Genomic DNA, 12,686 nt, shown 5'->3' with positions numbered 1-12,686 from the left:
AATTATAGCTTTGAGATTAAAGAAGAATACTAAAAATAATGAAAAATGCCCCACACCCTAGTGAATTGTTACGCGAAGATGTAAATGCAAAACTTGGCTTATCTGTGATTAAAGCGGCTGAACAGTTTTCTATATCCCGTGTAGCATTTTCTAGGGTCTTGGTAAAATCCTTATAACGACATTTTCAGTGGCAAATTCATTGGCAAAAAATTCGTTTGAGACGAAAAATGCTAAAAATGTCTCAAAAAACATTAGGTTAACATTTAGGTGCCACTTTCCAACAAATCCAGAAATATGAAAACGGCTTAAATCGTGTCAGCGCAGGGCGTTTAAAAGAAATTGCCGATATCTTAAATGTTCCACTTGTTTTTTTCTATGCGGACACCTCAGCAAAACAACAGCCCCCATACCCTCATGATGAAATCGCATCAAGTACAGAAAAATACCTGCTTTTAAAAAAATTTAGAGTCCTAATCTCGATAAAACAAAGAGCCATTTTACAATTACTCTCTGATCAAAATGAAAGCTAACATCATACGATAACACACACCACGCTCTATCCCATGAGACACTCATAATAAACTCCGTATTCACATATTCTTAATTAAAAACACCTCATGGTTTTAGGGAACTTATATCATTACCATCAATTATATCATTGCCATCAATGATGATATTTTACGACACAACGGGATAAATTTCCCCAAAAATTCTAAAAAATTTTTGTGCAAATTTTTAAAAAGCTTGCGTCTGAGCGCTTTTTATGGTCTTGCAAAGAACTGAAAAGCAAAAATACATAAAGGTCCTTTTTTACTTAAGCTTTTCTCTTTGCAAAAAGCAGGAGAAAGCCCATAAAGAGCACACAGGACCATGAGAGAGCCGCAAGGTTAATCAAAGGGATTTTAGCCCGAAAATAACAAAAGAGCTTGACTGTTAAAGGCAGCAAAGAAAAGCGCCATAAAGACAACAAGAGAGTTCTTTTTGCAAGAATAGAATTGGATAGAAACGATGAAAATTAATGGCAATGAAATTCGCCCTGGTAATGTGATCGAACATCAAGGAAGTTTATGGGTTGCTGTTAAATGCAACGCTGTAAAACCAGGAAAAGGTGGTGCATTTAACCAAGTTGAAATGAAAAATTTGATTGATGGTACAAAACTTAATGAACGATTTCGCGCTGCTGAGACCGTTGAACGCGTGCGCCTTGAACAAAAGGATTTCACATTTCTTTATCAACAAGGGGATGCTTTGGTCTTTATGGATTCAGAATCTTATGAACAACTTGAACTTCAAAAGGATTTTGTTGGTGAACGTGCTGCGTTTCTCCAAGATGGGATGACTGTCACAGTTGAACTTTATCAAGAAAAGCCTATTGGCATCTCACTTCCTGATCAAGTTGCTGTCACGATTGCGGAAGCCGATCCTGCCATCAAAGGACAAACGGTTACCTCCTCTTATAAACCCGCCATTCTTGAAAACGGGATTCGTATTCTTGTTCCCCCCTTTATGAATGCTGGTGAACGTATCATTGTAGACACCAATGAGTTGATTTATTTGCGTCGTGCAAATGAAAAAGATAAATAAAGGAATAAAAAATGGCCCATTCTGCAGTCATGAATGTCATGGTGCAAGCTGCAATGAAAGCAGGACGCTCGTTGGTACGTGATTACGGTGAAGTGCAAAATTTGCAAGTGTCTTTGAAAGGACCAGCAGATTATGTCAGCCAAGCAGATCGCAAAGCGGAAAAAATTATTTTCAATGAATTAAGCAAAGCGCGCCCCAAATTTGGTTTTCTGATGGAAGAGTCAGAAGAAATCATTGGCGAAGATTCACAACACCGTTTTATTGTTGATCCTTTAGATGGCACCACAAATTTTCTCCATGGCATTCCTTTTTTTGCTGTTTCCATTGCCTTAGAAAGCCAAGGGAAAATCGTTGGTGGTGTCATTTACAATCCCGTGAATGATGAACTCTTCACCGCAGAACGCGGGTGTGGTGCTTTTTTCAATGACCGCCGCTGTCGCGTTTCTGCACGGCGCAGACTAGAAGATTGTGTCATTGCCACAGGCATGCCTCATTTTGGTCGCCCAAATCATGGAGCCTATCTTATTGAATTACGTAATGTGATGGCAGAGGTTGCCGGACTTCGCCGTTTTGGTGCTGCTGCGCTTGATTTAGCTTATGTTGCTGCTGGAAGAACCGATGGCTTTTGGGAAGATAACCTGCAAATTTGGGATATGGCTGCTGGAATACTGATGGTTCGTGAAGCAGGTGGTTTTGTCACCGATAAAGAAGGCGGTAGCGATATATTCCGCAAAAAAAATATCATTGCCGGCAATGAACACATTCGCCTAAAATTAGAAAAAACCCTCAAAAAAGGCATTTAAACCTAAAAAGATCTAGCAGATTACGTCAGCCAAGCAGATCGCAAAGCGGAAAAAATTATTTTTAATGAATTAAGCAAAGCGCGCCTCAAATTTGGTTTTCTGATGGAAGAGTCAGAAGAAATCATTGGCGAAGATTCACAACACCGTTTTATTGTTGACCCTTTGAGATGGCACCACAAATTTTCTCCATGGCATTCCCTTTTTTGCTGTTTCCATTGCCTTAGAAAGCCAAGGAAAAATCGTTGCTGGTGTCATTTACAATCCCGTGAATGATGAACTCTTCACCGCAGAACGCGGATGTGGTGCTTTTTTCAATGACCGACACTGTCGCGTTTCTGCACGGCGTAGACTAGAAGATTGTGTCATTGCCACGGGAAATGCCTCATTTTGGTCGTCCAAATCATGGAACCTATCTTATTGAATTACGCAATATAATGATGGAAGTTGCCAAACTTCGCCGTTTTGGTGCTGCTGCTCTCGAATTTAGCTTATGTCGCCGCAGAAAAAACCGATGGTTTTTGGGGAGATAACCTGCAAATTTGGGATATGGCTGCTGGAATACTGATGGTTCGTGAAGCAGGTGGTTTTGTCACCGATAAAGAAAGCGGTAGCGATATATTTCGCAAAAAAAATATCATTGCCGGCAATGAACACATTCGCCTAAAATTAGAAAAAACCCTCAAAAAAGGCTTAAACTTTATAGTCTTTTAAAAAGCCCCTTAAAATCAGTCCCCCTCCTTAGAATTTTATAAAATCCGAAAAAAGCAATGTAGAGAAAGGATTTTCAACTTTCTTTACAGACACAATAGAAAATGATGAATGAAACACCATCACCAATCATCAAGCCCCCATCCCCCCTAAAGATGCAATTATAGCTTAGCCAATGTTATTAAAGCTGATGTTTTTCTCAATCCCCCTGCAAACAAACTGAAAAAGGCAATAAACACAAATCCCATCATAACAAAACGCCACAAGAAGCAATTATCGTCCCCAAAGCAAGAACACAGTCTATTTACTCCTCAATATATGCTCTTTACAGTGCGCTATCCATTGATCGAAAATCTCCTCTCTCATAAAAGCTGCCGCATATGTTTAAGAGTTTTCACTCTTTTCCACCACTACATAATAGCAGAAATTTCAGAAAAACCACTGATTCAGTGGGCTGTTCTCTACCCCTTTATTCAACCGTTTTACAAATAGTTTATCAAATGCCGACGACATTTATAGTAACAAAAATCTTTGTTTTCCAAAATTGCTTTCTGCATTTCACTTGCAAGCTGCTCTTTATCTTTTTCAATAGCCTCTTTCAGCGCCTTTACCTTCTCATTACCGAAGATAATTTTTAATTTTTCTTTTAATTTTTTTTCCTCAACAAGCTTCTCCCAAAAGATCAATCGGTTATCACATGTCTCATTTGCTGCTTTTATCCATTCTCTGGCTCCTAATTTGTAAACTTTTTCAAATGTTGGATTCCCCTCAGCTATGGAAAGATCTTTTGCTCTATTTGTGTCATTCTCTTTACAAGTATTGATTACATCTCTAACTGTGACAGAATGGCAACCATTATCAAAGGCAACATAGCCTTTTTTCACTGTTTTAATAAGCTTCTTATAGTAAATGAACGTTTCTCTTGCCGCCTTATAATCACTGGAAATATCACACAACAACAACAACACATTCTTTTTACAATATAATAATAAAGTACACTCACCAGACCAAGATTCCGAAAGCTTTAGCATTTTCTCTATCTCTTTGTGTTCTATACTTATAGATATGTGGTCCCACAAAGTATCTGTAAATTTTTTCTTTTCATCCTCCCCTGTAAAGTTTTCCTTTTGGTGCTGTTTGCATTCAGCTGTAATCATATCATCAAGAACATATAACCACCAATGAAGTAATAACATCGTAGGTTGACTCCGTTTTTTTTTCGTAAGAGGATCTACAAACTTTTGCAGAGTTATTCCATTCTTTCTCATTAATCGCACTGCTTTTATAAAAAATTTCCTAAAATACGAGGTATCCAAGAGACTACATATTTTTTTGTAATGTTCATAAGTAAGTTTTTTTCCAAGTGCTTGCTTGTACAATAAACGCACTTCGTGCTCCCCTCGAACACAAATATCCTTTACAAATGGAAGCCGATCTCCACCGACTTTCATATCTTCCCTAGGATTTTTTATCCCCAGTACGTCTCTTTCCCATAGCCTTACTCCCTCATCCCATTGTTTCAACCATTCCTGCGATACTTTTTGAGTTTTTTTAACAAGCCTTTGTTCCCCTTGTGCAATAATATCTTTATGTCCAGCGCATTCTTGCTCTTTTTGCTCAAGTCGTTCAGTCAATTGAAGACACTTCTGTTTCCATTGTGCAATAATATCTTGATATCCAGCGCAATCTTGCTTTTTTTTCTCAAGTTGGTCAGTCAAGTGAAGACACTTCTGTTCCCCTTGTGCAATAATATCTTGATGTCCAGCGCAATCTTGCTCTTTTTGCTCAAGTTGGTCAGTCAATTGAAGACACTTCTGTTTCCATTGTGCAATAATATCTTGATATCCAGCGCAATCTTGCTTTTTTTTCTCAAGTTGGTCAGTCAAGTGAAGACACTTCTGTTCCCCTTGTGCAATAATATCTTGATGTCCAGCGCAATCTTGCTCTTTTTGCTCAAGTTGGTCAGTCAATTGAAGACACTTCTGTTCCCCTTGTGCAATAATATCTTTATGTCCAGCGCATTCTTGCTCTTTTTGCTCAAGTTGGTCAGTCAATTGAAGACACTTCTGTTTCCATTGTGCAATAATATCTTGATATCCAGCGCAATCTTGCTTTTTTTTCTCAAGTTGGTCAGTCAAGTGAAGACACTTCTGTTCCCCTTGTGCAATAATATCTTGATGTCCAGCGCAATCTTGCTCTTTTTGCTCAAGTTGGTCAGTCAATTGAAGACACTTCTGTTCCCATTGTGCAATAATATCTTGATATCCAGCGCACTCTTGCTTTTTTTTCTCAAGTTGGTCAGTCAAGTGAAGACACTTCTGTTCCCCTTGTGCAATAATATCTTGATGTCCAGCGCACTCTTGCTTTTTTTGCTCAAGTTGGTCAGTCAATTGAAGACACTTCTGTTCCCCTTGTGCAATAATATCTTGATATCCAACGCAATCTTGCTCTTTTTGCTCAAGTTGGTCAGTCAATTGAAGACACTTCTGTTCCCCTTGTGCAATAATATCTTTATGTTCAGCGCACTCTTGCTTTTTTTGCTCAAGTTGTTCAGTTAAATGCTTGTTCTGATAAATTGCCAATGCAAGCATTAAGCTTCCCCCACAACACACTATCATTGCCAAACCGAACAAAAAATCCACTGAGTATCCCGAATACCACGACTTCCCCATCCATATGATGCAGAAAATCATAACGCCGCATCTTACACTCCCACATTTTTTCCCCCATTTCCAAATGACCTTAATTATAGCTATTATGAAAGCTATTGCCAATTTTATGTCTTCTTCCATTCTTGCTCTCTTTTATTCCCACCAATATTTAACGCAGCTCTTTTATCGATCCCTCGATATTGTATCATTGTGTGTACATCTGATTTGAAAATCACTACATATTATATTTTAATAAAAACAATACACAAAATATAGATATTTTTTCTGGTAAAATAAAACAATTTGTATTTAATTGTACTGCTCTAATGATTTATGCACTTTTAAGAAGAGCTTTATAATTCTTAAAATGCACTCCCACAATATTGGTTCAAAGTACTCAAAAGCCTAACACAGCAAAACATGGCTGCGTGCTCACCTTGTTTTATAAAATTGATAAAAAGCGTCTTTCTACTCATTTATCGGCTCTTTTTTAGTAAAGCGACATCATCATACACTTTCCTAATCCCCTCAATATTACTACAGCCCCTAAAACTTGAGACGCTTCATGAAGAAGACTTATTCTTTCTTTAAGTATTTTTACTTCACGCGAGCTCTCTCTGCTTGGTATATGCAAGAGACATGGTTTTGACTAATGCAACATAATCAAATTTGAAACGAGAAATTCCATGTAAGATCTTTCATGAAAAACAATGAGTTATCATTATAAATCAACGTGACAGTGCTGTTATGAAGAGAACTCCTCGCTCATCTTAATAGTCCATAGCGATTTAACTGGATATCGTTTTATATTCTATACACAGAAGTGTCTTTATAAAAATACTTCATCTCAGGCAAAAAAAAAGAACAGCCTATTAAAAAAGAAAAACATCTCAATGCTTGCCTTTCTTTTTTCCATGAGAGTTTCAAATTGATAAGCCTGTCTGAAAAGAGTACTGTTTATGCCCTTAAAAATACTGCTCTTGTATCAAGATCACTTACTCAGATGAGAATTGCAGTTTAGCCAAATGCGCATAAACATTATTTTTTATAATGAGTTGTGTGTTCCTTCTTCCACAAAAGCGCCTTTATCCATCACGAGAATACGATCAGCTTTTAAAATTGTTGCCAAACGATGTGCAATGACCAGGATTTAGGATTTTGTATCAATCCTTCTAAGGCATTTTGCACCAACTTTTCACTGTTTGCATCTAAAGCAAATCTTGCTTCATCAAGTAGCAAAATTTTGATTTATAATAATAATTCATTGTCTTGTATGTTGAATGAGAATCCCGAATACCGTAAGATTCTCTCATTTCAAACCTGCTCCATGGTGAACCAATCAAAACCATGTCTTTTGCACGTACCAAGCGGAGAGAGCCCGCGTGAATAAAAAAACTATTAAGAAAGGACTTAAAATGCCTATAGTAAATCGTCTCAAGTGCCAAAGGCTGTAGCAACATCGACGAGTTGGCAAATATAATGATGGTTCCCGATTGCAGCAAGAGGGGTGCATTTCTTAAAATCGCCCGTGCAATACCGATGCGTTGTTTTTGCCCCCAGAAAGCATAGTACCACGTTCTTCTACTTGCGTATCAAAGACGTTTGGTAAAGCTTGAATAAATTCAAATACATTGGCAGCTCTAGAAGCGGAAAATACTTCCTCTCCATGGGTATGTTCAGTTCCAAAAAAGAAGAAAAGTTTGCAATTATTTTATTTCAAGTCTTTATACTCTAGGGAAGAAAGGATTTTTGCGTGTATTTCAAAATGATTTTTGAATTTAAAAAACGCAACCACAATGATTTATAGACCCATCTGTTTATGTCGGATGCGTTTTTGAATTAATATTTAAAGTGCACTCTTTGATAGGATCAAAAACTCATCGTTTGCAATCGTTTTGTTTAAAACCCTTGTACCCCATAAAGAGGAGGCTTTTACATGCCAATATTACCAAAACGATTTTTGAATTTAGAAAGACGACCACCACGATCTACGAGCGTTTGGGAGCCACCTGTCCATGCCGGATGCGTTCTTGGATCAATATCTAGATTAAGAGTATCGCCTTCTTTTCCCCAAGTAGAGCGCGTCGTATATTGGGTTCCATCCGTCATAACAACGGTAATTTTGTGATAGTTGGGGTGAATATTCGCTTTCATGCGTCAAACCTTTTGCGTTTATAGAATGAAATAGCACTTGCTTGTTTTTTTAAGTGCACTTCCTTTGTCTTTTTGATACATTGATTAAAGTATTTATTCCTATAACTGAGCACGCATCAAAAAACAAGTGTTCAAGATACATCATTGTATCAAGTGTTACAAATCCAATACAGTGAGCAAAATTTTATGACATTACGTTCTCGTTCAGAAAAATCGACAAAGTCTTCCCCTAAGAAATCTTCATTCTCTTCGCTTGCAATTTTTGTTCCTTATCTTTTGCGCTATCGTTGGTTGTTTATCTTTGCTTTTCTAGCGTTATCTGTTGCTGCTCTTGTCACATTAGCTTTGCCTGTGGCTATCCGCCAAATGTTTGATCATGGGTTTTCTACTTCAAGCCATGGACATATCAATTTTTACTTTGGAATTTTGTTTATCTTAGCCTTGTTTCTCGCATTTGCTTCAGCAGCCCGTTATTACTGTGTTATCACCTTGGGAGAACGGATTGTTGCCGATTTACGGCGTGATGTGTTTGTCCATATTATGAAACTTTCTCCTGCTTTTTTTGATCGGTCACATTCAGGAGAGATTGTTTCAAGGCTTCTCACAGATACCACACAAATAAAATTAGCTGTGGGCTCTACCGCCTCTACCGCTTTACGTCAGCTGATTATCGTGATCGGAGCCGTCGTGATGATGGTGATCACCAATGCTAAATTGTCTTTGTTGGTTTTAGCGGCTATTCCTGTTGTGGCCATTCCCTTGGTAGTCTTTGGACGTAAAGTTCGCTCTCGTACCCGCGCGGCGCAAGATCGTCTTGCAGATGCCAATGCTGTTGCTACAGAGCAGGTAAGCGCTATTCGCACTGTGCAAGCTTTTACCGCTGAAAAACTCGTTACAATACGTTTTTCACAATTGATAGAACGTGCTTTTCAAACAGCACGTGCTTCTGTAATCTTGCGCTCCTTTTTTACGGGGTTTGCAATTTTTTTGGTTTTTAGCAGTGTGGTTGCTGTTTTATGGATTGGATCGCGCGATGTTTTGAATGGAACGATGACAGGAGGAACATTAGGGCAATTTGTCCTTTATGCGGTTTTTGGAGCTTCTACTTTTGCGCAATTATCGGAACTGGGAGCAGAATTAATCCAAGCAGCAGGCGCTGCTGAACGGCTTGCCGAATTGTTACAAGAACAACCTACTATTGTAGCACCTAAAAATGCTTTATCATTAGAGCAACCTATTCGAGGTGAACTTGTTTTTGATCAGGTTGATTTTACTTATCCTTCTAGACCACAAGAGAAGGTTTTACGCTCGCTTTCATTTTCTGTAAAAGCAGGCGAAACGGTTGCTTTTGTTGGGGCTTCTGGAGCAGGAAAAAGCAGCATTTTTTCTTTGATCCTTCGTTTTTATGATCCGACAAATGGAACAATTCGGTTGGATGGCATGGAAATTAATCGCCTTTCTTTACAAGATTTACGCAGTGCAATTTCCTATGTTCCACAAGATGTCGCCATTTTTGATGGAACATTGCGTGATAATATTATTTTTGGAACTGAAACTACCCATGAAGAGGAAATCCTTGCTGCCGCTAAAGCGGCTAATGCACTTGAATTTATTCAAGCTTTACCAGATGGCTTGGATACGCAAGTAGGAGAACGTGGTACCATGCTTTCTGGGGGGCAAAAACAACGCATTGGTATTGCACGGGCAATTTTAAGAAATGCACCCCTGTTGCTGCTTGATGAAGCAACATCTGCTTTAGATGCAAACAGTGAAAAGTTGGTGCAAGACGCTTTAGAAGGATTGATGCAAAATCGAACAACATTGGTCATTGCGCATCGTTTGGCAACAATTTTAAAAGCTGATCGTATTCTTGTGATGGATAAAGGCGCCCTTGTGGAAGAAGGAACCCATGCCGAACTTGTGGCAAAAAATGGCGTTTATGCTTACCTCGCAAAACTCCAATTTTCGCCTGAGTAAGTGATCTTGATACAAGAGCAGTATCTTTAAGGGCATAAACAGCACTCTTTTCAGACAGGCTTATCAATTTAAATCTCTCATGGAAAAAAGAAAAGCAAGCATTGAGATGTTTTTCTTTTTTAACGGGCTGTTCTTTTTTCTGCGCAAGATGGAGCATTTTATAAAGACACTTCTGTGTACAGAATGTAAAATGATACCAAGTTAATCTCTATGGGCTATTAAGATGTGCAAGGAGTTCTCTTCATAACAGCACTGTCACGTTGATTTATAAGGATAATTCATTGTTTTTCATGAAAGATCATGAATACCATAGGATTTTCTCATGTCAAACCCTCATAGTGAGTCAAACAAAATCTCTTGGCTTGCTCATCACAAGCAGAGTTGGTGTGTGGAGTAAAACGGTACAAGAAAGAGGTAAAATACCTCCCTTGCCCCTTTACGTTCTAAGGGCTGTCAAAACATTGGGGCGCTGACAAAAGAGTATACGCTGGCAAAAAGTATAATAGGTGCTCGCTTTCTTGAAGCCTTTATGCGGCTCATTTGATAGGCTCTAGGGACACAAGCTCTATCCTAAAGACTGACCACACTCTTTAAAAAACTGAATATTAAAATTTTTTCATGCCCTCTCTCACCGCTCTAAACAATAGTGTTTACCGAAAATCATGACAAATTGTAACTCGCAAATACGCTTCTCTCTATTGCAAGAGTATCCTTTTATGCTCTTTCAAAAACACGAACACTTTTTGAATATTGTTTGCAGATCCGTCTTATTGAAAAAGAGCAAAGACTTTTTTAGCACTTTTGGGCTTCTTATAACTTTTGTATGAGCGCGTATAAGCAACAGCTTTTATAATAAACTGGCTTTTGGCAAAATTGTAAAATTTTATCAAATTTATTGTTTTTAAATATCACCACGACTACTGTTCTGCTCTTGCAGACACGCAACCTCAAAACACTTTCTCTTTGCTCACAAATTGTCTCTCCAGCTCTCTCTTCCAGTCATAGCCTACAAAAATCAGAATAGAGTACTTCGATTGGACACCATCTTCTCACACCACCACCAACGCCATCATTTATATTTACAGCTCTCAACTTTATAGCCACCCCCTGTCGTGCTTTAAGAAGGCATTTTAACGATGATAAGAACATGTACAAAGAGGATATATCTTTAAGGTGTTTATGTTTTAAAGCTTGCACCAAATCATAATTTTTTTGCATAGCGAGCCAAGCATATGCAGCACTGACACCCTAACCATTTCAAACCGTTCAGCTGTTTTAGCAACAGATAAGCCAAGTTCTACGATTATATCTTCAACCACGAATTCACCGAAGTACGGAGGATTTTCATCATTTTTTAGCGCTCCCTCTTCAGTGATCCTCTAGATAATTAACTCATTCAGCATCTATACCAGCAAAGCGAAATATTACGTGCTAATTTTCCTTTACATTCATTAGCCAAGCCCCCTCAAAATGACCTTTTAATAAATAGAGCTAAAAGGATAAGTCTTCAAAACCATTTGGTGAGATAGCTATATCAAGAGCACCGAGAATACGACTTAGTTTCTAAGAATAGGCGATTTTCCCCCTTTTATTGTATCAGTCTTGTAGAACTTTAAGTCCTTTATGTTTAAATCAAAAAATCATAATTGGATTATATTGCATAAAGATGCTTTTTCTCATTTTTCCATTTAACACACGATAAGTTACCATTTAGGCACGATGAGAAGCTTGCCCTTTATATCATGATTTCAGAACCGCATGAGAAGAATAAAAGATGATGTGGCTTAATAAGAGAGTTTGTTCATAAGCCGTTTGGGTGTCTTAAGGTCAAGGATGCCGTTAGGCGCAACTTGTAAAGGGTTGCCTTGAGGCTTAAGGACCCAAAGCTTGTTAGCCCCTTCATTGAACGCGGGTCTGATGTCATTATTTTGGAGAGCGATTATTAAGAATTTGAGAGGCAGACAGCCTCTCATTTTGATTTGTATGCAAACGAATTGCACCCTATTTATTCAGGGAGAATAAGAACATACCCAGGAGGTGCTAAACGGAATAAGAGAGCGTCGTAACCCCACGCAGCAGACAGGCAGCAAATAGAAGAAACGCCTTCAGCAATTGCCATGAGTAATGCGAACGATATACCGGCTTCATCTGCTGTTGCGTCACGGCGTTCTAAGTAGTATCCGACAAAAAAGAAAAAGCACCCTATTCCACTCACCGACCCAAAAACTTTTAATGCGGTATGAACCGGTCCACGTATGCTGAGCAAGATAATAAAAATTATGAAAGTAAATACTGTAAAGATCCCTTCGAATACCCCACGCACCATATTGCACAATTTTCGCATCATAATTGCAGAAAAGCTCTGTTCTGCGTATCGATTTTTTCTTTTGATGCTTGTATTCTTAGAAGATATGCTGTTATTTTTAGAAGATATACCGTCCACAACTCCCCCCGTTTTAAGCCAAGATGCTATGAAGTTAGTTATCTTTAATTATATCATCAAAAAATACAAGAAAAATTTATCCATTTTAACGAAAAAATAGGTGTTTTATTGAGGTGCAAATCTATTTTGTTAGCAAGAGTTATTCAATTCGTTCGCCAATAGAAAAACTACCCCCATTGAAGAGGAAGCTATCCTGACGCAGAAAAGCTTCATAAGCTGTATTCCAATCCGCTCAGAAATCGCAACTCTCTAATCTACCCGCTTAATCCACCTTTGAAACTGCAATAAAATAAATTCTGCTGATGACAAGTAATGACAACATGAAAAAGAAAAAATATCACAATATCAAACTCTTCAATACAGTAT

Annotated in this window: 8 protein-coding genes and 4 pseudogenes; 6 read left to right on the top strand and 6 right to left on the bottom strand. The window is 38.2% G+C overall.

The features are described from left to right. Nucleotides 1-38: 38 nt before the first annotated feature. From ACFIK7_RS01985 to ACFIK7_RS01965, 5 genes and pseudogenes are all read left to right on the top strand, one after another. The gene (locus tag ACFIK7_RS01985; protein ID WP_375662825.1) at nucleotides 39-176 is read left to right on the top strand and encodes a hypothetical protein; all 138 of its coding nucleotides are present in this window, start codon (nucleotides 39-41) and stop codon (nucleotides 174-176) included. Nucleotides 177-194: 18 nt separating this feature from the next. Beyond that, a pseudogene (locus tag ACFIK7_RS01980) lies at nucleotides 195-530 on the top strand (helix-turn-helix domain-containing protein). 478 nt (nucleotides 531-1,008) lie between these two features. Continuing rightward, the gene (gene efp / locus ACFIK7_RS01975) at nucleotides 1,009-1,584 is read left to right on the top strand and encodes an elongation factor P (RefSeq protein ID WP_015856958.1); all 576 of its coding nucleotides are present in this window, start codon (nucleotides 1,009-1,011) and stop codon (nucleotides 1,582-1,584) included. A gap of 11 nt (nucleotides 1,585-1,595) precedes the next feature. Beyond that, a complete protein-coding gene (locus ACFIK7_RS01970) occupies nucleotides 1,596-2,387 on the top strand; it encodes an inositol monophosphatase family protein (protein ID WP_273790481.1) in 792 nt (263 codons plus the stop codon). Between the two features lie 6 nt (nucleotides 2,388-2,393). Next, nucleotides 2,394-3,098 (top strand): annotated as a pseudogene (locus ACFIK7_RS01965) (inositol monophosphatase family protein); the annotation flags it as partial. A 479-nt stretch (nucleotides 3,099-3,577) separates the two neighbouring features. On the opposite strand, the gene ACFIK7_RS01960 reads toward ACFIK7_RS01965, so the two are convergent. The 5 genes and pseudogenes from ACFIK7_RS01960 to rpmE form a co-directional block, all read right to left on the bottom strand. Next, nucleotides 3,578-5,686 carry a hypothetical protein gene (locus ACFIK7_RS01960; RefSeq protein ID WP_375662824.1) on the bottom strand — a complete coding sequence of 703 codons (2,109 nt, stop codon included), beginning with the start codon at nucleotides 5,684-5,686 and terminating at the stop codon, nucleotides 3,578-3,580. Further along, nucleotides 5,646-5,813, bottom strand: a complete 168-nt coding sequence (locus ACFIK7_RS01955; protein WP_273790483.1) for a hypothetical protein — start codon at nucleotides 5,811-5,813, stop codon at nucleotides 5,646-5,648. Before ACFIK7_RS01955 ends, ACFIK7_RS01960 begins: the two co-directional genes overlap by 41 nt. A 928-nt stretch (nucleotides 5,814-6,741) precedes the next feature. Next, nucleotides 6,742-6,988, bottom strand: a pseudogene (locus tag ACFIK7_RS01950) (ABC transporter); the annotation flags it as partial. Nucleotides 6,989-7,248: 260 nt separating this feature from the next. After that, nucleotides 7,249-7,433 (bottom strand): annotated as a pseudogene (locus ACFIK7_RS01945) (ATP-binding cassette domain-containing protein); the annotation flags it as partial. Nucleotides 7,434-7,678: 245 nt separating this feature from the next. Then, nucleotides 7,679-7,900: a 50S ribosomal protein L31 gene (rpmE, locus tag ACFIK7_RS01940; RefSeq protein ID WP_005774581.1), complete on the bottom strand. Its 222-nt coding sequence runs from the start codon at nucleotides 7,898-7,900 to the stop codon at nucleotides 7,679-7,681. 186 nt (nucleotides 7,901-8,086) lie between these two features. On the opposite strand from rpmE, the gene ACFIK7_RS01935 reads away from it, so the two are divergent. Beyond that, nucleotides 8,087-9,877: an ABC transporter transmembrane domain-containing protein gene (locus ACFIK7_RS01935; RefSeq protein ID WP_375658035.1), complete on the top strand. Its 1,791-nt coding sequence runs from the start codon at nucleotides 8,087-8,089 to the stop codon at nucleotides 9,875-9,877. A gap of 2,005 nt (nucleotides 9,878-11,882) precedes the next feature. Here ACFIK7_RS01935 and ACFIK7_RS01930 read toward each other — a convergent pair. Then, nucleotides 11,883-12,224 (bottom strand): hypothetical protein, encoded by a 342-nt coding sequence (locus ACFIK7_RS01930; protein ID WP_375630921.1) that lies wholly within the window; start codon nucleotides 12,222-12,224, stop codon nucleotides 11,883-11,885. Nucleotides 12,225-12,686 lie beyond the last annotated feature (462 nt).

The sequence above is a fragment of the Bartonella sp. CL266QHHD genome, from assembly GCF_042195355.1.
Classification (GTDB): Bacteria; Pseudomonadota; Alphaproteobacteria; order Rhizobiales; family Rhizobiaceae; genus Bartonella.
Note: the sequence above shows the minus strand (reverse complement) of the source record. Positions and strands in the feature narration are given on the sequence as shown.